The following is a 21,664-nucleotide window of genomic DNA, read 5'->3' as shown; positions in this document are numbered from 1 at the left end:
CATGGCTGCGGCATTTCCGCCCGGCAGCCGGCCGCGGCCATTCCGGACCAGGCCCGCGAACCGGTCAGCGCCGGATCCGCCGGTGCCCGTCCAGGGTGAGGATCGGATCGTAAAGCTCGGGACGGCGGTCACGGAACAGGCCCCAGGAGGCGCGCGCCGCCTGCAGCCGGTCGAGATCGAAGGTGGCCGTCAGCACCGCTTCCTGGTCGCGCGGCGCTTCGACCACTTTCTCGCCCTGGGGACCGGCGATGAAGGACGACCCATAGAAGGTGATGCTCGACGACTCGGCCTGCTCGATTCCGATGCGGTTGCTGGCGACCAGGGGCATCAGGTTCGCGCCGGCATGTCCCTGCATCACCCTCTGCCAGTGATCGCGGCTGTCGATGCCCGCGTCCTGGGGCTCGGAGCCGATCGCGGTCGGATAGAAAAGGACTTCCGCCCCCATCAGCGCCATGCAGCGCGCCGATTCGGGGAACCATTGGTCCCAGCAGATCGCCGCTCCGATCGCCGCGTAGCGGGTCTTGAACACCTGGAAGCCGGTATCTCCCGGATTGAAATAGTATTTTTCCTGGTACCCCGGCCCGTCGGGGATGTGGGACTTGCGGTAGGTCCCGAGGATCCGGCCGTCGGCGTCGATCATGGCCAGGGAATTGTAGTGGGCATTGTTCGCCCGTTCGAAGAAGCTGACGGGAAGCACCACGTTCAATTCCGCGGCCAATGCGCTCATACGCCGCAGGACGGGATGGTCGTCGACCGGCGCGGCCAGCGCGAACAGTTCCTGTTTCTGATCCTGGCAGAAATAAGGAGTTTCGAACAATTCCTGAAGCAGAATGATCTGCGCGCCCTCGCGCGCGGCATGGCGCACAAGCCGTTCCGCGGTCGCCACATTGGCTTCCCTGTCCCAGGTGCAGCTGGTCTGGGTCGCGGCAAGTGTCACGTTTCTCATCATTCTCCTCACGAAACGATCGGGCCCGCCTGTCAATCGGGCCGCGTGGAAGGCCGGCTGGAAAGCCCGTCAACAGATGGGGGCAGGCAGCCGCGGATGGTAGGGGGCGCGCAGGTCGAGGGCACCGACCGCGCGCGGCATGATCCCGGGGCCGTGCCGGGGAGGATTCCAGGATTTCCAGGCAGGCCATTCCCCGAGCTTCGAAATCTCAGCTAATTTTCTCCAATTAAGAGAGAGTTTACGGACTGGCGATACGGTCCCGCCTGTCATGGCAATACATGAGAAGCCACCACATCATATAAGAACGAAGTAGTCTATTGGTTCGATATCTAATTTATCAGCCCGCAGGTCGCGGCCGACGGAGTAGTAGATTGCAAGGGGAAAAAATATTATCGCTCCAGCTAATCCTTCTCTAAAAACGATTGGCCACGATGCATAGTGGTGCCATCATGCAAGACGGATCAGTAAGCGGTTATTATCGGACGAAAAAATTTGAAGTGTATCCGCCGCGCCATAGATAAGAACTATGGATGCAAAGACAGTTGAGACGCCATAGGCTACGAGAGAATCTTTACATGCCCGAAAGTATCGCGAATTTTGGTCGAAAGATCCAATATGCGTCCGAAAGGCCGGCCGGGCAGACGAACCCGCAGAGCGACAACAGCGTCGGCTATGTGGTAAGGGATGTTCACCGCGCCTTCTCCCGTTCATTGCAGGCCAAGATCGCTGCCCACGGCGTAAGCATGGGACAATGGTTCTTTCTTCGCGCCTTATGGGATGAGGACGGGCTTACACAGCGCGAACTCAGCCAGCGCGTAGGCATGATGGAGCCGACTACTGTCACTGCTCTCAACAGCATGGAGCGGCGCGGCCTCGTCGAGCGCGTCCGCAACCCCCACGACCGCCGCAAAGTGAACATCTATCTCACCCCCAAGGGGCGCGGGCTTCGCGACGTCCTGCTGCCCTGCGCGGCGGATGTCAGCGAACAGGCGACCCGCGGCATCGATCCCGCCGATCTCGCCCTGGCGATCAACGTCCTGCACCGCATGATGGTCAATCTCAGCGAGAACGGCGACGCGATCTGACCTCGGCGCGACCTGAGCCGCTTCTCCGGACGGATCAGTCCTCGTCGTCGGGCGAGTGTGCCGGCATCGCGGCGCCGTCGAGGCGCGCTCCTTCCAGGTTGACGTCCTTGAGATTGGCGTCGATCAGGATCGCGTCGGTCAGATCGGCGAAGCTGAGGTCGGCTCCGGAGAGATTGGCGCCCCGCAGATTGGTCCGGCGCAGGCTGGCACCGATGAGCTTGGCCTCGCTGAGGTTGGCGGGCCACATCCGGCCGGTCGCCTTGCCGGTGGGGCCCTTTATGTCCACCGAACCCAGTTCCGCGCCGTCCAGCCGCGCCCCGCTGAGATCGCTGCCGCGGAAATTGGTGCCGTCCAGCGTCGCATTCGACAGGTTGCACTCCCTGAGGTCCGCGAGCGAAAGGTCCGACATGACCAGGAGCGCCTCGGAGACGTTGGCGCCGACCAGCTTGATGCCTTTCAGGTTGGCGCCGGAGAGATTGACGCCGCTCAGGTCGATATGGGCCAGATCCTCGGACTGGAGATCGGCGCGCTGCCCGGTGGCGCCGTTGCTGTTGATCCAGTTGTAGTGCCCTTCGAGGCTGCGCTGGATCCTCAGCGAGAAATTCTCGGCCGTGCGGGCGATGTTGGCGCCGGTGCAGTCCGCGCCGGACAGATCCACCCCCTCCAGCTTGGCGCCCAGCAGGTCGGCGTTCTTGAGGACCGCCCCGGCCAGGATGGCACCGGCGAGGTTGCAGTCGCGCAGAACGGCTCCCGACAGGTTGGCGCCGCTCAGGTTGACGCCCTTCAGGTCGGCCCTGGAAAGGTTGGCGTTCTTGACGTTCGCGCCGCTGAGATTGACGCCGGTCATGATCGCGCCCTGGCAGTCCGCTCCGGACAGGCTGACCTCGGACATGTCGGCGCCCGACAGGTTCGCCCGGGACAGCAGGGCATCGTCGAAGTTCGCCCCGGTGAGGTCGGACTTGAGCACCTGGGCGCCCGAAGAGCGCCCGTCGAGCAGGGCGCCGCCCCGCAGGTCGGCTTCCCGGAGGATCGCCCCCTTCAGGCGGGCGCCCCGCATGTGGGCGCCCCTCATGTCGGCCCGATAGAAGTTGCAGCCCGACATGTCGGCCTTCGTCAGGTGCGCCGCGAACATGTCCGAGTAGCTCAGGTTGGCCTTGTTCATGTCGCAGCCCGACATGTTGGCGCCCGACAGCTTCGCCGATTGCAGGTTTGAGCCCGCCAGATGCATCCCCTGGAGATCGATCATCGCCAGATTGGCCCGCACGCCCCCGGCCCGTTTGCTCAGCCAACGCTCATGCTTGTCGAGGATGGCGACCAACTCGTGTGGGGTCATGAAGTGGTCCGTTCGAAATGGGGAATGCGGGATATGTCGCGGTTGGTCGGCGGGATGGAGGCTGAACGGCGCTTCCCGGAGTGGAATACCGTCCGGCACTCTGCCGGAAAGCGGTTAAGATCCAGTTGCCGAGCGCGCGCCCGGCCCGCGGCGCGGGGGCGACAGGCGCACAAGCGGGTTGACGATCCCCCCTGAATCGATGAACACCTCCGGACGGTCGGCCGTTATCGTGCCGAGGGTCCCCGGTCGGGGCCTGCCATGACCCTGGATGCAAGGAAGCGGAACATGCCGTCAGGACACACCGTGGTCGCGTTCGATAACGAACTGACCACGCTGCACAGGAAGATCGCCGAGATGGGCGGCCTTGCCGAGGAGCAGTTGATGCGTGCCATGGAGGCCCTGGTCTCCCGCGACGAGAACCTCGCGAGCAGCATCATCGGCCGCGATGCCGAGATCGACAGGGGCGAAGCGGAAGTGGAGGCCCTCGCGGTGCGGGTCCTGGCCCTGCGCCAGCCGATGGCGAAGGACCTGCGGCAGGTCATCACCGCGCTCAAGGTGAGCACGAACCTGGAGCGGATCGGCGACTTCGCGAGCAACTGCGCCAAGCGGGTCATGGCGCTGTCGCAGGTGCCGCCGGCCGGCCCGATGAAGTCCCTGAACCGCATGGGCGTCACCACGGCCGGCATGGTCCACGACGTCGTGAAGGCCTACGTGGACGAGGACTATGACCTCGCGATGGCAGTCCGCGACCGCGACGCCGAGGTCGACGCCGTCTACACCAGCCTGTTCCGGGAACTGCTGACCTACATGATGGAGTCGCCCCAGCAGATCACCGCCTGCACGCACCTGATGTTCATCGCCAAGAACCTGGAGCGGGTCGGCGACCATGCGACCAACGTCGCCGAAACGGTCTGCTTCCTGGTCAAGGGGCGCCTGCCCGGCGAGGAGCGGCTGAAGGAGGACCTGAGCAGCTTCACGGTGGTCAACCCTCCCGACGCTCGGGAATGATCCCGGGGCGGAATGCCGGCGCCGCCGCGGCGGCGGGGAAAGGGCAGGATGTCGCCTTCCGATATCGCCGCGGGGCGCCGGATGCCCTTTCGCACTGCGGCGGCGCGCGTTATGATGCCGCATCATTGGGTTGGCGGGACGACGCTGCATGAAATCTGCCGATAGTGCCCGCTCTTGACGATGGCGCCGGATATCCCTCTCTCCTCCGCCGACGCCCTCTCATCCCGAACCGCGCAGCCCCGCCTGAAGATCCATGGCGAGGCCCGGGTCCGTTTCGAGCACCGGGCCGGGGCCACGCGCCTCGCCGCCCTGTTTCATCATGACCCCCTGCGGGTGCTGTTCCCGAACCCGCGGGTCGGCGACCTGCCGGTCGCCACGCTGGTCACGACCTCCGGCGGGCTGGTCGGCGGCGACCGGCTGGACGTTTCGGTCGAGGTCGGGCCCGGCGCCTCGGCGCTGGTCACGACCCAGGCGGCCGAGAAGATCTATCGCTCCACCGGCGCCGACGTCCATGTCTCGACCGGCGTGACCGTCGGCCCCGAGGGATGGCTGGAATGGCTGCCGCAGGAGGCGATCCTGTTCGACGGCGCCCGGCTGCGCCGCGCCACGACCGTCCACCTGGAGGCCTCCTCCCGCCTGATGGCCGGCGAGCTCCTGGTGTTCGGCCGGATCGCGAGCGGCGAACGGTTCACCCGCGGGCTCGCGCGCGACGCCTGGGAGGTCCGCCGCGACGGCAGGCTGGCCTGGGCCGACGCGCTGCACCTGGACGGCGACGTGCGGAACGCGCTGGACCACCCCGCCTGTTTCGGGGGAGCCGCCGCCTATGGCACGATCCTCTACGCGGCGCCCGATGCCGCACGCCATCTGGACGCGGCGCGCCGCTTGATCGACACTGTGGTATCCGGGGTGCCTCCCGGCGTCCTCGCCGCGGCGACCTGTCTGGACGGCATGCTGGTCATCCGCTGGCTCGGCGACCGGGCGCACCATGTGCGGCGCGCCTATGCCGGCTTCTGGGCCGGGTTCAGGGCCCACGCCGCCGGGCTGCCGGGGCGTCTGCCCCGCCTGTGGGACGTGTGAGGGGTGCTGCGCATGAGGCCTGGGACGATGCAAGTGGGGACGGAGCCATGAACCTTTCGCCGCGTGAGAAGGACAAACTGCTGGTCGCCATGGCGGCGATGGTGGCACGGCGCCGGCTGGAGCGGGGAGTCAAGCTGAACTACCCGGAGGCGATCGCCCTGATCACCGACTTCGTCGTCGAAGGGGCGCGCGACGGCCGAAGCGTCGCCGAGCTGATGCGCGACGGCGCCGAGGTGCTCACCCGCGACCAGGTGATGGAGGGGATCCCGGAGATGATCCACGAGATCCAGGTCGAGGCCACGTTCCCCGACGGCACCAAGCTCGTCACCGTCCACCTGCCGATCCGCTGAAGGAGGTTGCCATGATTCCCGGCGAACTGCTGGTCCGGCCCGGAGAGATCGACCTGAACGAGGGGCGGGAGACCGTCAGCCTGGACGTCGCCAACACGGGCGACCGTCCGATCCAGGTCGGGTCCCACTATCATTTCTACGAGACCAACGCGGCGCTGTCCTTCGACCGGGAGAAGGCGCGCGGCTTCCGGCTGGACATTCCCGCCGGCACAGCGGTCCGGTTCGAGCCCGGGCAGACCCGCACGGTCAACCTGGTCGCCTACGCCGGCAGCCGCGAGGTCCACGGCTTCACCGGCCGGATCAACGGCAAGCTCTAGCCTAGAAGTCCCTTCGTCAGATCTCCATCCATCCGGGGAAAGCGTCCGCCATGGCCTATCGCATCGACCGTTCCGACTATGCCGCCATGTTCGGCCCAACCACCGGCGACCGCCTCCGCCTCGCCGACACCGAATTGATCGTCGAGGTGGAGGCGGACCACACCATCTACGGCGAGGAGGTCAAGTTCGGCGGCGGCAAGGTGATCCGCGACGGCATGGGGCAGTCCCAGGTGACCCGCCAGGACGGGGCCGTCGATACCGTCATCACCAACGCGCTGATCATCGACCACTGGGGCATCGTCAAGGCCGACATCGGCATCCGGGACGGCCGGATCGCCGCCATTGGCAAGGCCGGGAACCCCGACGTGCAGCCCGGCGTCACGATCGTCGTCGGTCCCGGCACCGAGGTGATCGCGGGCGAGGGGAAGATCGTCACGGCCGGCGGCCTCGACGTGCATATCCACGCGATCTGCCCGCAGCAGGCGGAGGAAGCGCTCTACAGCGGCGTCACCACCCTGATGGGCGGCGGGACGGGGCCCGCGGCGGGGACTTCCGCCACCACCTGCACGCCGGGACCGTGGCACATCGCCCGCATGCTCCAGGCGGTCGAGGCCCTGCCGGTCAATTTCGGCCTGTTCGGCAAGGGCAACGCCAGCCAGCCGGCGGCGCTGGTCGAGCAGGTGAGAGCGGGGGTGTGCGCGTTGAAGTTGCATGAGGACTGGGGGACGACGCCCCAGGCCATCGACACCTGCCTGGCCGTCGCCGACGACATGGACGTCGCGGTCGCCATCCATACCGACACGCTGAACGAATCGGGCTTCGTCGAGGACACCATCGCGGCCTTCAAGGGGCGCAATATCCACGCCTTCCATACCGAGGGGGCCGGCGGCGGCCACGCGCCGGACATCATCAAGCTGTGCGGCCTGGGCAACGTGCTGCCCAGCTCGACCAACCCGACCCGGCCCTTCACGGTCAATACGGTGGACGAGCATCTCGACATGCTGATGGTCTGCCACCATCTCGACCCACGCATTCCGGAGGACGTCGCCTTCGCCGAGAGCCGCATCCGGCGCGAGACCATCGCCGCCGAGGACATCCTGCACGACCTCGGCGCCTTCTCCATGATCTCGTCCGACAGCCAGGCCATGGGGCGGGTCGGCGAGGTGATCATCCGGACATGGCAGACGGCGGACAAGATGAAGCGCCAGCGGGGCGCGCTGCCGGAGGAACGGGGCGACAACGACAATTTCAGGGTCAAGCGCTACATCGCCAAATACACCATCAACCCCGCCCTGACGCACGGGGTGGCCGACCATGTCGGCTCGGTCGCGGTGGGCAAGCTGGCCGATCTCGTGATCTGGTCGCCGGCCTTCTTCGGGGTCAAACCGGACATGATCCTGAAGTGCGGCATGATCGCGGGCGCGGTCATGGGCGATCCCAACGCCTCGATCCCGACGCCCCAGCCCGTCCATTACCGGCCCATGTTCGGGGCGATGGGCCGGGCGCTCACGGTCAGCTCGGTCACCTTCGTCAGCCAGGCCGGGCTGGAGAACGACCCCGCCGCCAGGCTCGGCCTGATGCGGCCGCTAGTGCCGGTCCGGGGCATCCGCTCCGTCGGGAAGAAGCAGATGGTCCACAACGACATGACCCCGGCGATCGAGGTCGATCCCGAGACCTACGAGGTCCGGGCCGACGGCCAACTCCTGACCTGCGAGCCCGCGGACGTGCTGCCGCTCGCCCAGCGCTACTTCCTGTTCTGAGATCCGCTTTTCCGAGACCCCGCATGCTCCGCCGCGCCACCCGAGTCCACCCCGCCGGCCACCGGCCCACCCATGCCGCCGCCGGTACCGTGACCCTCGCCTTCGACGACCGCTTCCGCCGCCGGATCCAGCTCAACGACGATTCGGGAGAGCCGTTCCTGCTCGACCTCGCGCGCGCCGTGGTGCTGAACGACGGCGACGCCCTGGAACTGGACGACGGCACCTGGATCGCGGTGCGCGCCGCCGACGAGGATCTGGCGGAGGTGACCTGCGCCACCCCCGAGACCCTGGCCCGCATCGCCTGGCACCTGGGCAACCGGCATCTTCCGGTGCAGATCGCCGGCGCCGCGGTCCGGCTCCGCTGGGACCATGTGATCGTCGAGATGCTGCAAGGGCTCGGCGCCGACGTGGTCCGGCTGCGCGCGGCCTTCACGCCGGAAGCCGGGGCTTATGCGCACCATGACCACTGAGGCCCCGGCCGCCGCACCCGGCACCGCCGGCCCGGTCGATCCCCGGCATCTGACGCGGCTGCTCGCCTGGATGTCGCCGGGCTTCCCGATCGGCGGCTATACCTACAGCCACGGGATCGAGTACGCGGTAGAGGCCGGACGGGTCCGGGACCGGGAGTCGCTGGTCTCCTGGATCGAGGCGATCCTGCTGCACGGCGCGGGTTGGACCGACGCGGTCCTGTTCGCGGCCGCCGCCCGCGCCGTGCGGCGGGACGACGAAGCGGCCCTGCGGTGGGCGGCGGAGCGGGCCGACGCCATGCGCGGCAGCAGCGAGCTGGCGCTGGAGAGCGCCGCCCAGGGGACCGCGTTCCTCTCGACGGTGGGGGCGACCTGGCCGCCCGTCGGGCTGGAGCGCTGGGCGGCGGTGCTCGCCGACACGGGCCGGCCGCCGGCCCACGCCGTCGCCGTGGCCGTCGTCACCGCCTGCGCCGGCATGGACCCCGGGGCGGCGCTCTGCGCTTTCCTGCACGGCTTCGCGGCGAACCTCGTCTCCGCCGGGGTGCGGCTGGTCCCGCTCGGCCAGACCGACGGGCAGCGCGCGATAGCGCGACTCGACCCGGTCCTGCACCGCGTCGCGTCCGATGCCCTGGCCGCCGATCCCGCCGACCTGGGATCCAGGGCGCCCCTGGTCGACTGGGCCGCCATGTCCCACGAAACGCAATATACGAGGTTGTTCCGCTCATGAGCCAAGCTGCCGAAACGGCACCCACCCAATCCGCCCCCACCCAACCGGTACCGTCCGAACCCGCCCCCATCGTCCGGTCACACACCGGCCCCCTGCGGGTCGGCATCGGCGGTCCGGTCGGCTCCGGCAAGACCGCGCTCGTCGATGCCCTGTGCAAGGGCATGCGCGACGCCTGGGACGTCGCCGCGATCACCAACGACATCTATACCCGCGAGGACGCCGAGTTCCTGACCCGGAGCGGCGCGCTGGACCCGTCCCGGATCCTGGGGGTGGAGACGGGCGGCTGCCCGCACACGGCGATCCGGGAGGATGCCTCGATCAACCTGGCCGCGGTCGACCAGCTGAACGCGCGGTTCCCCGACCTGGACCTGATCTTCGTCGAGTCGGGCGGCGACAACCTCGCCGCGACCTTCTCGCCGGAACTGGCCGACCTGACCATCTACGTGATCGACGTGTCTGCCGGTGACAAGATCCCGCGCAAGGGCGGCCCCGGCATTACCCGCTCGGACCTGCTGGTGATCAACAAGATCGACCTGGCGCCGCTGGTCGGCGCCAGCCTGGAGGTGATGGACCGCGACGCCCGCCGGATGCGCGGCGACCGGCCGTTCCTGTTCAGCAACCTGAAGAGCGGGCAGGGGCTGCCCGAGATCATCTCCTTCATCGTCCGCGCCGGGGGCCTTCCGCCGCCGGGCTGAAAGCCGCCCGGGCGGGGGCAAGGAACACTGCGGCCTGTCAACTTGTTTCTACATCGGTTATCTCGAACCGAAATGGAGAGGCAAGCGTGAACAAGGTCATCGACGATATCTATGAGAGGGTGGCCGGCGGGGAAGAGAACCTTTCCCAGGTCGAACGCTGGACCTCGATGCTCGGCGGCGTCGTGCTGGCTGCCGCCGGCCTGCGCCGGGGCGGCGTGCAGGGCGCCATCATGGGCGTGGCCGGCGGCCTGCTGGCCGCGCGCGGCATGAGCGGCCACTGTGCCATCAAGGCCATGATCGACGAACGTTCCGGCCACGACGAAGGCATGTATTCCGGGGACTTCCTGGAGTCGGAACGCCGCCGCTCCGACGACCGCCTGGACCGCCCCTGGAACCGGGTCGACGAGGCGGCCGACGAAAGCTTCCCGGCCAGCGACCCGCCGTCCTACACGCCGGGCCGGGCTTAACCCGCCCGGCGGCGCACCGGAATTCGACGCCTGATGCGCGCCGGCCCCGCGAGGGGCCGGCGCGCATCGTTTATGCAACCGGTATTACCAATGTGTCGCAGGAATATACTGCTTGTATTTCAAGCAGTTCCGGAATGGTCGAGTGTCCCGTAAACACTATGAAATTGCCATCCATGTGTGCTAAGTTGCATTCGCCTGCGTAGGGAACCGCGTGTTCCGTCGCGGGACAGCGTGTCGCGGACAGAACGATAACAGGGTCCCCCAGGGGACGACCGCGACGCACGGGCCAACCGGGGGAGGCGAATGCAGGGCGAGAACATACTTGAAACCCGGAACCTGACGAAGGAATTCAAGGGTTTCATCGCGGTGAAGGACGTCAATCTCCAGGTCCGCCGCGGCAGCATCCATGCCCTGATCGGCCCGAACGGGGCGGGCAAGACGACGGTCTTCAACCTGCTGACCAAGTTCCTGATCCCGAGCGGCGGCCAGATCCTGTTCAACGGCAACGACATCACCCGGGTCAAGCCGGCCGACATCGCCCGGCGCGGCCTCGTACGCTCGTTCCAGATCAGCGCCGTGTTCCCGCACCTGACCTGCCTGGAGAACGTACGGGTGGCGCTGCAGAAGCGCCTGCGCGGCGACAGCTTCGACTTCTGGCGCTCGGAGACGACGCTCCGGGCGCTGGACGGCCAGGCCGACGATCTGCTCGACCAGGTCAACCTGGCGGCCTACCGCGACATCCCGGCGGTCGAGCTGCCCTACGGGCGCAAGCGCGCGCTGGAGATCGCGACCACGCTGGCGCTCGAGCCGGAACTGATGCTGCTCGACGAGCCGATGGCCGGCATGGGGCACGAGGACATCGACCACACCGCGGCGCTGATCCGCAAGGTCTCGGCCGACCGCACCATCCTGATGGTCGAGCACAACCTGTCGGTCGTGTCGGACCTGTCGGACAAGATCACGGTGCTGCGCCGGGGCGAGATCCTGGCCGAGGGGCCCTACGCCGTGGTGTCGAAGGACCCGCAGGTGATGGAAGCGTACATGGGGACGGGACATGCCTGACGGGGCCGCGACGACGACGGGGATGCTGGAGATCCGGGATCTCCACGCCTTCTACGGCGAGAGCCACATCCTTCACGGGGTCAGCCTGGACGTGCGGCGGGGCGAGGTCGTGACGCTGCTGGGGCGCAACGGCGCCGGCAAGACGACGACGATGCGCTCGATCATGGGCATCGTGGGCCGGCGGACCGGCTCGATCCGGCTGAACGGGACGGAGCTGGTGGGTCTGGCGTCGAACCGGATCGCCCGGCTGGGCATCGGCTACGTTCCGGAGGAGCGGGGGATCTTCTCCAGCCTGAACGTGGAGGAGAACCTGATGCTGCCGCCGACGATCAAGGCGGGCGGGATGGAGGTGGAGGCGATCTACCGGCTGTTCCCGAACCTGAAGGAGCGGCGCAAGAGCCAGGGGACGCGGCTGTCCGGGGGCGAGCAGCAGATGCTGGCGATCGGGCGGATCCTGCGGACCGGGGCCGACCTGATCCTGCTGGACGAGCCGACCGAGGGCCTGGCGCCGGTGATCATCCAGCAGATCGGGCGGGTGGTGCGGGAGCTGAAGCGAAGCGGCTTCACGATCCTGCTGGTCGAGCAGAACTTCCGCTTCGCCGCCACCATCGCGGACCGCCACTACGTGATGGAGGAGGGGCATATCGTCGACATGATCCCGAACGACCAGCTCGAAGCCAACATGGACAAGCTGCACGAATATCTCGGCGTCTGATCCAGGCGCCGGAAAGCCGGGCAGTCAAGACCGGGCTCGCGCCCGGGCAACGACCAACAACAATGACGATGGATAGGGATGCTGAACATGCTCAAGAAACTTCTCGCCGGCACCGCCACGCTCGCCCTGGCGGTCGGCGCCGTGACCGGGGCCGCCAATGCCCAGATCTCCGGAGACACCGTCAAGATCGGCGTCCTGACCGACAAGTCGAGCCTCTATGCCGACGTCTCGGGTGAGGGTTCCGTCGTCGCCGCCCAGCTGGCGGTGGAGGAATTCGGCGGCAAGGCGGCCGGCAAGCCCGTGCAGATCATCTCGGCCGACCACCAGAACAAGGCCGACATCTCGTCCAACATCGCCCGGCAGTGGTTCGACACCGAGGGCGTCGACGCCATCGCCGACCTGGTCACCTCCTCGACGGCGCTCGCCGTGCAGGAGGTCGCCCGCGACAAGGGAAAGGTGACCCTGATCTCCGGTGCCGCGACCTCGCGCCTGACCGGCGACGCCTGCTCGCCGACCGGTTTCCACTGGGCCTACGACACCTACGCGCTCGCGGTCGGCACCGGACGCGCGATGGTCCAGGAGGGCGGCAAGACCTGGTTCTTCCTGACCGCCGACTACGCCTTCGGCCACTCGCTGGAAGCCGACGTGACCCGGGAGGTCAAGGCGCTGGGCGGCGAGGTCAAGGGCAGCGTCCGCCATCCGCTGAACAACTCCGACTTCTCGTCCTTCCTGCTGCAGGCCCAGGGATCGGGCGCCCAGGTCATCGGCCTCGCCAATGCCGGCACCGACACCACCAACTCGATCAAGCAGGCGGCCGAGTTCGGCATCACCAGCTCGGGCCAGTCGCTCGCCGGCCTGCTGCTGTTCATCTCCGACGTGGATTCCCTCGGGCTCCAGATCGCCCAGGGCCTGTCGCTGACCACCGGCTTCTACTGGGACATGGATGACGAGACCCGCGCCTGGTCGGCCAAGTACGAGCAGAAGACCGGCAAGAAGCCGACCATGGTCCAGGCCGGCGTCTATTCCTCGGTCCTGCACTATCTGCGCGCCGTCGATGCCGCCGGGACCGACGAAGGCCTGAAGGTCGCGAACAAGATGAAGGAACTGCCGGTCAAGGACATGTTCGCCAAGAACGGCAAGATCCTGGCCAACGGCCGCATGGCCCACGACATGTACCTGGCGCGCGTGAAGCAGCCGTCGCAGTCGAAGGGGCGCTGGGACTATTACGACATCCTGCGCACGATCCCGGCCGACGAGGCTTACCAGAAGGCGGAGCTGAGCGGCTGCCCCTTCACCAAGAAGTGAGTCGCGGTCGATCCGAACGATAGGGAGGAACCGACGATATGATGGAGCTGCTGGGGATTCCGCCCCAGGTCCTGTTCGGTCAGCTCCTGCTGGGGCTGATCAACGGGTCCTTCTACGCCCTGCTGAGCCTGGGTCTGGCCGTCATCTTCGGCATGCTCAACGTGATCAACTTCGCGCACGGCGCCCAGTACATGCTGGGCGCCTTCGCGGCGTGGATGCTGCTGAAGTTCGCCGGGATCAACTACTGGGTGGCGCTGGTGCTGGCCCCGCTGCTGGTCGGGCTGCTCGGCGTCGTGCTCGAGAAGCTGATGCTCAGCCGGCTCTACAAGCTCGACCACCTCTACGGCCTGCTGCTCACCTTCGGCCTGGCCCTGATCATCGAGGGCATGTTCCGCCACTGGTACGGCGTCTCCGGACAGCCCTACCCGATCCCCCAGGCGCTCGCCGGCGGCTACAACCTCGGCTTCATGTTCCTGCCGACATACCGCGGCTGGGTCGTCGCCGTCTCGCTGGTGGTCTGCTTCGGCACCTGGTTCATGATCGAGCGCACGAGGCTGGGCGCCTACCTGCGCGCCGCCACCGAGAACCCGGTGCTGGTCCAGGCCTTCGGCATCAACGTCCCGGTCATGATCACCGCCACCTACGGCTTCGGCGTGGCGCTGGCCGGCCTGGCCGGCGTGCTCGCGGCGCCGATCTACCAGGTCAACCCGCTGATGGGATCGCACCTGATCATCGTCGTCTTCGCGGTCGTCGTGATCGGCGGCATGGGCTCGATCCTGGGCGCCGTGCTGACCGGCTTCATGCTCGGCATCCTGGAGGGCTTCACCAAGGTGTTCTACCCCGAGGCTTCCAACATCGTGATCTTCGTCGTGATGGCCGTGGTGCTGCTGATCAAGCCGGCCGGTCTGTTCGGACGGGAGAAGTAAGCCATGGCGACCCATTCCCATACCGCCCCCTCCCAGGCCGACGCCCTGCCGGCCGGCGCGCAGGCCCGCCGGGGCTCGCCCGCGCTGAAGTGGGCGGCGCTGGCGGCGCTGCTGCTGGTGGCGCTGGCCGCCCCCTTCCAGCTCTACCCGGTGTTCCTGGCCAAGGCGCTGTGCTTCGCGCTGTTCGCCTGCGCCTTCAACCTGCTGATCGGCTATGTCGGGCTGCTGTCGTTCGGCCACGCCGCGTTCTTCGGCGCGGCCGCCTACGTGACCGCCCACGCGGTCAAGGTCTGGGGCCTGACGCCGGAACTCGGCATCCTGCTCGGCGTCGCGGTGGCGGCGCTGCTCGGGCTGGCGTTCGGCTACCTGGCGATCCGGCGGCAGGGGATCTACTTCGCGATGGTGACGCTGGCGCTGTCGCAGATGGTGTTCTTCCTGGCGCTGCAGCTGCCGTTCACCGGCGGCGAGGACGGCATTCAGGCGGTGCCGCGGGGCCACCTGTTCGGGCTGGTCGACCTGGGCGACAACCTGACCATGTACTACTTCGTGCTGGCGGTGTTCGTGGCCGGGTTCCTGCTGATCTACCGCACCATCCACTCGCCGTTCGGCCAGGTGCTGAAGGCGATCCGGGAGAACGAGCCGCGGGCGGTGTCGCTGGGCTACAAGGTGGAGCAGTACAAGCTGGCGGCGTTCGTGATGTCGGCGGCGCTGGCGGGCCTCGCCGGCGGGACCAAGGCGATCGTGTTCCAGCTCGCCTCGCTGACCGACATCACCTGGCAGATGTCGGGCGAGGTGGTGCTGATGACGCTGCTCGGCGGCCTGGGCACCATCTTCGGCCCCGTCGTCGGCGCCTTCCTGGTGGTCACCCTGCAGAACTACCTGGCCGGAACCCAGCTCCCCGTCACCGTGGTCACCGGCGTCATCTTCGTCGTCTGCGTCCTCCTCTTCCGCCGCGGCATCGTCGGCGAGATCGCAGCACGCCTCAAGCCCAGGGGCTGAGGCTTTCCCCGTCGCGACCGAAGGCGGCGGCTCCGGCCGCCGTCTTCCTTTTTTTTGTGTAATCGCTTTTTGTGTAATCGCGGACCTGCCGTGCGCCACGGCGAAACGGCAGCAAGACCCGGCGGCTCTCCGAGCCGAACGGGCAGCCTCGACCTCTACCGAAAGTGCAGTTGTACCGTACGGAAGAGACCACCAGATGTTTGTGTGCACCGCAACTAAGATAAATATTAAATGTCTAGTTTGCCTATATGACGGAATTTTCATGCAAAGTTACTTTGCTGCACCCGCGATATCGTGATATAGCAGCGCAACAATCACAGTTAATAAACCGTTAACGTCCCGTCCGGCTTCGGCTCGGACGCGAAGCGATACCTGAGGAGTAGACGATGGCGACCGAAAAGGACACCACCACCACTCGCACCGCCAAGGACGCAGGTGAGGAAACGGTGAAGACCACCCGCGCCGCCGCCGCGGAGGCCGCGGACACCGGCAAGAAGGCTTCCCGCGAAGCCGCCGATACTGCGGAGAAGGGCGCTGAAGTCGCTCAGAAGACCGCCGAGCAGGGTGCCGAGACCGTCAAGCGCGGCATGGAAGCCGGCAGCGACGTCGCCGGAAAGGCCGCCCAGACGGTCTCCCGCGTCGCGGAGGACACCGCCGGTGCCGCCCGCCAGATGACCGAGCAGTCGAGCCAGCAGTTCGGCCGCGTCTTCAGCATGCAGGCCAAGGCTTCGGAAGAAGTCACCAAGCGGACCCAGCAGAACCTGGAAGTCATGATGCAGGCCAGCTCGGTCCTCGCCGATGGCTTCCAGTCCGTGATGCGCGAGTGGGTCAACTACACCCAGAGCGCGATGCAGCGCAACATCGACGGCGTGAACTCGATCATGCGCGCCCGCTCCGTGCAGGATCTGCTCGCCGCCCAGAGCGATCTCGTCAATGCCGAGGTCGAACTCCTGCTGAACAGCAGCGTCAAGATTTCCGAGGTGACCGCCCGCGTCGCCAACGACGCCGCCCAGCGGATCAACGGCCAGGTCAAGCAGCAGGCCCGCAAGACCGCCTGATCCGGTCCACAAGCCAGGTCCGGTAAACGCCGCGGCTCCGAAAGGGGCCGCGGCGTTTTCGTCATCCGGGGATCGGCGTCACTCCGGCACCAGCCACTCGACCCTGGCGCCGCCGGCCTCCGCGCCCAGGGCGCCGTGAAGGGCCGGGAGCACCGTCCTCAGCGCACTGTCCAGCTGCCACGGAGGATTGACGACGATCATGCCGCAGCCGTTCAGCCGCTTGTGGGTATCCTCTTCGTGGACGGTCAGTTCCGCGACAAGGATCTTCCGGATCCCCGTCCGTTCGAGCGAGTCCTGGAAACGCCAGACGGCCGGCCGCTCCTTGATCGGATACCACAGGGCGAAGATCCCCGTCGGCCACCGCCCGTGGCCGAGCGCCAGCGCCGCGACCATCCGCTCGAACTCGTCCGGCGTCTCGAAAGGCGGGTCGATCAGAACCATGCCGCGCCGCTCCCTCAGCGGCAGGTGAGCCTTCAGGGCATGGTAGCCGTCCATGTGCTGGACGGAGGTGTTCCGGTCGCGCGCGAATTCCTGCCGCAGGGTCTCGACGTCCTCGGGATGCAATTCGGCCAGGAGCAGGCGGTCGGACGGCCGCATCAGCATGCGCGCCAGCCGCGGAGAGCCGGGATACCAGCGCAGCGGCCCGCCGGCGCCGTTGAGGTCGCGTATCGCGTCCAGGTAGGGCGCCAGCTCCTCCGGAAGCCCGTCGGCGGCTGCCATGATCCGGGATATCCCGCCGAGATGCTCGCCGGTCCGGGCCGCTTGGGGCGAGGCGAGATCGTAGCGGCCGATGCCGGCATGGGTGTCCAGCACGCCGTAGGGCGTCTGCTTGAATCCGAGCCGGCTCAGGATCATGGCGACAACGGCATGCTTCATGACGTCGGTGAAGCTGCCGGCGTGATAGATGTGGCGGTAGTTCATGGCCGGATCATGTAGCGCCTCGACCGGCGCCGGACCAGCCCCGCTTTGGGGTTCCGGCTCAGGACCGGCGCTTGCCGGTCACCCCTCGGCCGCGACCTGGGCGCGGCGGAAGGCCCTGCGGGTATCCGGAGCGATGGCCGGGTCGCCCTGGCGGGCGCAGCGGGCTCCGTCCAGCAGGGCCGCGCTGTTCAGGTCCAGGCTTTCCAGGTGCTGGTGGATCTTGCAGGTATAGTCCCGCTGCTGGGAGCGGCTGCCGCCGTTGTAGCGGGCCACCGCGACGCTCCAGCTGCCGGAATCGGCGCGAAGGCGCTTCAGGTAGCGGGCGGCGTACCAGACGTTCGCCGACGGGTCGAGGATGCGTTCGACCGGGCGGAAGTTGGCCCGGTGATGCTGGACGGAGAGCTGCATGCAGCCGACGGTCGCGTTCGGCCGGATGCGCCCCTGGCTGTCGAGCAGATGGCTCCGGGCCTCGTCCGCCGTGTCCGAATAGATCGCCTTGCCGTTGATGTTCATGGCATAGGGCTGCGGCCTGCCGTCCTGGCCGCTCTCCACCAGCGCGATCGCCAGCAGGAGGCCGCGGGGGATGCCGAGTTCCTGCTCGGCTTCGAGGACATGCTCGGTGCAGCTTGCGGCTTGCGCTGTTCCGACGGGGGTGAAGCCAAGTCCGGCCGCCATCAAGGCGAATAGACCCATGCACCGGATGCTCGTTAGCCGGCCAAGTGCCCGCATTGCTCTGATCCCCCTTGTCGCACCAGCTTGCGCGCTGGCACCGTGCGCACGCACGGATTTGACCACCGGCCGCCGATACCGGTACGGCGACCGCCTCCTCGCTTGAGTTCCAGATGCCACACCCGGCATCCGCAAGAATGTTTTCCAGATATTCTTCCGACCGTCAACTCCTATGTAACTCCAACCCGTTACACGGGAGAAACCGATCAGCCACGATCGAAGACGATGTCGGTCAAAATAGAGGTATCGAAAAACCAATATTGACCCATCGGGCGTCGTCTGCCATATCCCTTCGGATATATGGCGGCAGCCTTTCACGGGTCCCTCAATCTTGACAGATCAGCTTCTCCGGCCGGCCGGTGACGATACGGCCGACCTTGCCAATCCTGCGAACCCTTTGAATCCCGCCGAATTCTTCCTCGTCTCGGGCTATGCCCTGCGCGACGCCGGCGACGACGCCGCCGCCGAGGCGGCGTTCCGGCAGGCCGTCGCGGCCGATCCCGCATGCGGCGAAGCCTCGGGCGCCCTGGCACAACTTCTCGCTGACGACGCGCGCTGGGACGAGGCCGCCGAGGCTTTCCGCGTCGCCTTGTCGCAGGAGCCGGGGCGGATAGATTGGCGGACCGGTCTGTCGGATGCGCTGGTCCGGCGCGGCCATGCCGCGGAAGCCATCGCCCTGTGGCAGGACCTGCTGGAGCGCCGGCCGGACAGCGCCTCCGGGCACCGCGCCCTGGCCCGCCTCCGGATCGGCGCGGGGCAGCCGCTGGAGGCGATCGAGCATTTCCGGGAGGCGCTCTTCCTGGATGCCGGGGACGCCGGGACGGCGGTCGAGCTGGCGGACGCCCTGGTGGCGTCCGGCGACCCGCTCGCCGCGGTCGAGACCCTGCAACCGATCCTGCGCCGGCGGCCCGACCATGCGGCCGGTCAGTCCGTGCTGGGCCGCGCCTGGCTGGACCTGGGCGAGCGCGCCAAGGCGCTGGCGGCGCTCCGGGCCTGCCTCGACGCCGATCCCGCCGATCCCCACGGCGCCGAACTCCTGATCGCCCGGATCGAGGGCGATACGACCGAGACCATGTCGCAGGCCTATGTCCGCGCCCTGTTCGACCGCTACGCGGAGCGATTCGACGAGGACCTGACCATCCGCCTGAAGTACCAGGCGCCCCAAACCCTTCGGGCGGCCGTCGACCAGGTGCTCGGGGCGGGTGCCGCCGATCTCCACGTGCTGGACGTCGGTTGCGGCACGGGGCTTGCCGGCGTCGCCTTCAGGCCGCTGGCCGCCCGGCTCCACGGGTCCGACCTGGCGCCCCGCATGGTGAAGAAGGCCGGGAGCCGGGGCGTCTACGACGGCCTGGAAGTCGGCGAGATGACCGCGGTGATGGCGCGGGACTCGGGGAACTGGGATCTCGTCGTCGCGGCCGACGTGCTCGTCTATGTGGGCGGCTTGGCCGAGGTGATGGCAGCCGCCGCCCTGGCCTTGAAGCCCGGCGGCCTGTTCTGCGCGACGACGGAGCGGTGCGACGGCGACGGCTTCGCGCTCGGCCCGTCGCGCCGCTTCACCCACAGCCCGGCCTATGTCCGCCGCATGGCCGCCGAGGCGGGTCTGGAGATCGTCGTGCTGGAGGAGGCGGTGCCCCGCTGGGAAAGGGGACAGCCGGTGCCCGGCCTGGTCCTGGTCGCCCGGCGGGCGGCCTAGACGACCCGTATCAGCGGTTCCCGCTCGCCCTCGACCTGCCAGTGCGCGTTCAGGCGGCCCTCCTCGTCGAAATGGAGGGCCAGCCAGTTCCGCGCCCGGATGTAGCGGCGGCCGGTCTCGGGAAAGGGCACCATCTCCAGCGTCGTGCCGTCTGCGATCGTCTCCGTCCCGCGGCTCAGGCGTTCCAGGACGTTCGCGTACATCCTGGAGGGCGCCGGGTGGACGATCCCGGAGGAGGTCAGCTGCCACAGGTCGAAGCCGGGGCCGTGGATCACCCCGCAGGCGCCCAGGTGGATCTCGCCGGAGACCACGGTGATCCGCATGCCCCGCTCGCGGGCGGCGGTCCCCAGCAGGCGGACGAGACGGATATATTCCTCCTCGTGGACATAGCTGCGCCACTGGTCGCGCAGGTCGTCCTCCATCGAGGCCTGCGCCGGCAGGAAGTTGATCAGCTTCTCCAGCGCGTGCAGGTTGGCGAAGACCATCGGCACGCTCGACAGCAGGAGCAGGTGTCGGCACCCGTCGAACCGGTCGAGCCAGCCGGGCAGGGCCTCCCAGGTGGCCTCGGACATCACGCGCCCCTGGGTCCGCTCGGTGCGCAGGTCCGGGGCGAAGATCCCCAGGTCGCCGATGCGGAAGCCCTGGGTGAAGGTGCCCAGTTCGCCGCCCCACACGCAATCCGGCGGGTCGTCAGGCGCGCAGCCGACCTGGAACAGGGCGAAGCTTCGGCGCGCGACCCCATAGACCCCCTGGAACACCGGGCAGGTCCGCCGGTCGTCGGGATGGGAGCCCCAGCCGTCGAAGATGTCGTGGTCGTCCCACATCATGACGGACGGAACGGTGGACAGAAGGGTCGCCGCCTCGGCTTGGCTCCACTGGCGGCAATAGAGGTCGAAGTAGAAGTTTTCGGCCTCCTCCGACATCGCGGGCGTGAACGGGGCCGACAGCTGCTCCCGCGAGGGCAGTGAACTCCACTGCCGCAGGGAGGGGCAATCGTCCCAGACCGCGTCGGCATAGAGCTGGTCGCCGCCGTGCAGGAGCAGGTGGAAGGGGCGGGCGCGGTGCTGGGCGTTCAGGTGGCCCCAGCGCGCGTTGCGCGGCAGGTCCTGCTGGCTGAACACCGATTCGTCCTCGGTCCCGTTGCAGGCGGTATAGGCGATCCGCGGCCTGCCGGACAGGCCGGGCACCGTCATGTACCAGCGGTCGCCGCCGCGGAAGCCGTACCCGGCGCGGGTGTCGTCCGCGGCGCGCGGGACCGCGAATTCCCACCGCCAGACATGGTGCCGGCCCTGCGACGCGACATGGCGGGGCGGCACCGGAAGCATCACGCCGTCGACCGCCATGTCCGGGGGTTCGGCCGCCCCGGTCAGGACGAAAAGGGCGGAAACCCGCCAGCGGTCGCCCTGCACGCCCCGGAAATGCAGGACGGGACCGATCAGTTCGCGGCGTTCTTTCTTCTTCGGCGGCAACGGCATTCAAAGGCGCCCGATCTTCCTGGATGTTCGACCGAGGAATATGAACGCCCCGCCCGGATGCGGGTTCCGCTTGTACCACGAAGATGTGAGGCCGGCAGCCCGAACCTGCGCCTCAGGTCCCTTCCGACCTGCGCCGGCGGAGAATGTCCAGCATCCGCTCGGGAACCGGTTCGTTGAGGACGCCGTCATAGATCCGGTGAAGCTCCTGAACATGCTGGCGATACTGCTGGAGCAGGGCGGCGGCTTCGATGTCGGTCTTGATCACCAACTCCACCTCCCGTTTCTCCTCGTCGCTCAGCGCGCCATCAAGATAGGCATTGATGTCGCTCATGGTCAGTCGCTTCATTGGTGTACATCCCGGCGCTACTAGGGGCGGTTCACCCCGCAACGGGAACAAACCGAAGCAGGCGGTCTCCTGATGGACATGAGCACTCCTGAGGCCGTCAAGCAGTTCCATGCCATTTACGCTAAACCACCGGGTATCCGCAATGGTGTTCGCGGACCGCGACCTCCCGGTATGCATGAAAAAGCGGGTTGACCGGCTACAAT

23 protein-coding genes are annotated in these 21,664 nt (G+C 67.6%); 17 read left to right on the top strand and 6 right to left on the bottom strand.

Annotated features, from left to right (window positions below):
- Nucleotides 1-64: 64 nt before the first annotated feature.
- Nucleotides 65-946: an N-carbamoylputrescine amidase gene (gene aguB, locus IGS68_RS16625; RefSeq protein WP_201071369.1), complete on the bottom strand. Its 882-nt coding sequence runs from the start codon at nucleotides 944-946 to the stop codon at nucleotides 65-67.
- Between the two features lie 575 nt (nucleotides 947-1,521).
- Here aguB and IGS68_RS16620 point away from each other — a divergent pair.
- The gene (locus tag IGS68_RS16620; protein ID WP_201071365.1) at nucleotides 1,522-2,031 is read left to right on the top strand and encodes a MarR family winged helix-turn-helix transcriptional regulator; all 510 of its coding nucleotides are present in this window, start codon (nucleotides 1,522-1,524) and stop codon (nucleotides 2,029-2,031) included.
- Between the two features lie 34 nt (nucleotides 2,032-2,065).
- Here IGS68_RS16620 and IGS68_RS16615 read toward each other — a convergent pair whose 3' ends face one another.
- Entirely contained in the window at nucleotides 2,066-3,364 is a 1,299-nt protein-coding gene (locus tag IGS68_RS16615) for a pentapeptide repeat-containing protein (RefSeq protein WP_201071363.1), read from the bottom strand.
- A 285-nt stretch (nucleotides 3,365-3,649) separates the two neighbouring features.
- Here IGS68_RS16615 and phoU point away from each other — a divergent pair, with 285 nt between their 5' ends.
- The 15 genes from phoU to IGS68_RS16540 all read left to right on the top strand — a co-directional run bounded on the left by phoU (nucleotide 3,650) and on the right by IGS68_RS16540 (nucleotide 16,297).
- Nucleotides 3,650-4,372 (top strand): phosphate signaling complex protein PhoU, encoded by a 723-nt coding sequence (gene phoU, locus IGS68_RS16610; protein ID WP_201071361.1) that lies wholly within the window; start codon nucleotides 3,650-3,652, stop codon nucleotides 4,370-4,372.
- Nucleotides 4,373-4,552: 180 nt separating this feature from the next.
- On the top strand, nucleotides 4,553-5,449 hold the full coding sequence (locus tag IGS68_RS16605) for an urease accessory protein UreD (RefSeq protein WP_201071359.1): 897 nt from the start codon (nucleotides 4,553-4,555) through the stop codon (nucleotides 5,447-5,449).
- Between the two features lie 47 nt (nucleotides 5,450-5,496).
- Entirely contained in the window at nucleotides 5,497-5,799 is a 303-nt protein-coding gene (locus IGS68_RS16600) for an urease subunit gamma (RefSeq protein WP_158045833.1), read from the top strand.
- An 11-nt stretch (nucleotides 5,800-5,810) separates the two neighbouring features.
- Entirely contained in the window at nucleotides 5,811-6,116 is a 306-nt protein-coding gene (locus IGS68_RS16595) for an urease subunit beta (RefSeq protein WP_201071357.1), read from the top strand.
- 50 nt (nucleotides 6,117-6,166) lie between these two features.
- Nucleotides 6,167-7,876: an urease subunit alpha gene (gene ureC / locus IGS68_RS16590; RefSeq protein ID WP_201071346.1), complete on the top strand. Its 1,710-nt coding sequence runs from the start codon at nucleotides 6,167-6,169 to the stop codon at nucleotides 7,874-7,876.
- 23 nt (nucleotides 7,877-7,899) lie between these two features.
- Complete coding sequence (ureE, locus tag IGS68_RS16585) at nucleotides 7,900-8,346, top strand: urease accessory protein UreE (RefSeq protein ID WP_201071343.1); 447 nt, start codon at nucleotides 7,900-7,902, stop codon at nucleotides 8,344-8,346.
- Nucleotides 8,336-9,070 (top strand): urease accessory protein UreF, encoded by a 735-nt coding sequence (locus tag IGS68_RS16580; RefSeq protein ID WP_247880926.1) that lies wholly within the window; start codon nucleotides 8,336-8,338, stop codon nucleotides 9,068-9,070. The genes ureE and IGS68_RS16580 overlap by 11 nt, the downstream gene beginning before the upstream one ends.
- 68 nt (nucleotides 9,071-9,138) lie before the next feature.
- Nucleotides 9,139-9,765: an urease accessory protein UreG gene (gene ureG, locus IGS68_RS16575; protein WP_371821913.1), complete on the top strand. Its 627-nt coding sequence runs from the start codon at nucleotides 9,139-9,141 to the stop codon at nucleotides 9,763-9,765.
- 86 nt (nucleotides 9,766-9,851) lie between these two features.
- Nucleotides 9,852-10,232: a YgaP-like transmembrane domain gene (locus IGS68_RS16570; RefSeq protein WP_247880925.1), complete on the top strand. Its 381-nt coding sequence runs from the start codon at nucleotides 9,852-9,854 to the stop codon at nucleotides 10,230-10,232.
- A 303-nt stretch (nucleotides 10,233-10,535) separates the two neighbouring features.
- Nucleotides 10,536-11,294, top strand: coding sequence for an ABC transporter ATP-binding protein (locus tag IGS68_RS16565; RefSeq protein ID WP_201071335.1), 759 nt, complete (start codon nucleotides 10,536-10,538; stop codon nucleotides 11,292-11,294).
- The gene (locus IGS68_RS16560) at nucleotides 11,287-12,009 is read left to right on the top strand and encodes an ABC transporter ATP-binding protein (RefSeq protein WP_201071332.1); all 723 of its coding nucleotides are present in this window, start codon (nucleotides 11,287-11,289) and stop codon (nucleotides 12,007-12,009) included. The genes IGS68_RS16565 and IGS68_RS16560 overlap by 8 nt, the downstream gene beginning before the upstream one ends.
- An 87-nt stretch (nucleotides 12,010-12,096) precedes the next feature.
- Nucleotides 12,097-13,314 carry an ABC transporter substrate-binding protein gene (locus IGS68_RS16555; RefSeq protein WP_201071329.1) on the top strand — a complete coding sequence of 406 codons (1,218 nt, stop codon included), beginning with the start codon at nucleotides 12,097-12,099 and terminating at the stop codon, nucleotides 13,312-13,314.
- A gap of 38 nt (nucleotides 13,315-13,352) precedes the next feature.
- Nucleotides 13,353-14,240: a branched-chain amino acid ABC transporter permease gene (locus IGS68_RS16550; protein ID WP_201071326.1), complete on the top strand. Its 888-nt coding sequence runs from the start codon at nucleotides 13,353-13,355 to the stop codon at nucleotides 14,238-14,240.
- 3 nt (nucleotides 14,241-14,243) lie between these two features.
- Nucleotides 14,244-15,239 carry a branched-chain amino acid ABC transporter permease gene (locus IGS68_RS16545; RefSeq protein ID WP_201071323.1) on the top strand — a complete coding sequence of 332 codons (996 nt, stop codon included), beginning with the start codon at nucleotides 14,244-14,246 and terminating at the stop codon, nucleotides 15,237-15,239.
- A gap of 386 nt (nucleotides 15,240-15,625) precedes the next feature.
- On the top strand, nucleotides 15,626-16,297 hold the full coding sequence (locus tag IGS68_RS16540; RefSeq protein ID WP_201071320.1) for a phasin family protein: 672 nt from the start codon (nucleotides 15,626-15,628) through the stop codon (nucleotides 16,295-16,297).
- A 78-nt stretch (nucleotides 16,298-16,375) separates the two neighbouring features.
- Here IGS68_RS16540 and IGS68_RS16535 read toward each other — a convergent pair whose 3' ends face one another.
- The gene (locus IGS68_RS16535; protein ID WP_201071317.1) at nucleotides 16,376-17,218 is read right to left on the bottom strand and encodes a 23S rRNA (adenine(2030)-N(6))-methyltransferase RlmJ; all 843 of its coding nucleotides are present in this window, start codon (nucleotides 17,216-17,218) and stop codon (nucleotides 16,376-16,378) included.
- 78 nt (nucleotides 17,219-17,296) lie between these two features.
- Nucleotides 17,297-17,911, bottom strand: coding sequence for a transglycosylase SLT domain-containing protein (locus IGS68_RS16530; RefSeq protein WP_201071314.1), 615 nt, complete (start codon nucleotides 17,909-17,911; stop codon nucleotides 17,297-17,299).
- A gap of 367 nt (nucleotides 17,912-18,278) precedes the next feature.
- Between IGS68_RS16530 and IGS68_RS16525 the strand changes: the two genes are divergently transcribed.
- On the top strand, nucleotides 18,279-19,640 hold the full coding sequence (locus tag IGS68_RS16525; RefSeq protein WP_201071288.1) for a tetratricopeptide repeat protein: 1,362 nt from the start codon (nucleotides 18,279-18,281) through the stop codon (nucleotides 19,638-19,640).
- Here IGS68_RS16525 and IGS68_RS16520 read toward each other — a convergent pair.
- Complete coding sequence (locus IGS68_RS16520) at nucleotides 19,637-21,115, bottom strand: alkaline phosphatase D family protein (protein WP_201071285.1); 1,479 nt, start codon at nucleotides 21,113-21,115, stop codon at nucleotides 19,637-19,639. The genes IGS68_RS16525 and IGS68_RS16520 overlap by 4 nt on opposite strands.
- Before the next feature lie 112 nt (nucleotides 21,116-21,227).
- Complete coding sequence (locus tag IGS68_RS16515; protein WP_201071281.1) at nucleotides 21,228-21,461, bottom strand: anti-sigma factor family protein; 234 nt, start codon at nucleotides 21,459-21,461, stop codon at nucleotides 21,228-21,230.
- Nucleotides 21,462-21,664 lie beyond the last annotated feature (203 nt).

The sequence above is a fragment of the Skermanella sp. TT6 genome (genome assembly GCF_016653635.2).
Lineage (GTDB): Bacteria > Pseudomonadota > Alphaproteobacteria > Azospirillales > Azospirillaceae > Skermanella > Skermanella cutis.
Note: the sequence above shows the minus strand (reverse complement) of the source record. Positions and strands in the feature narration are given on the sequence as shown.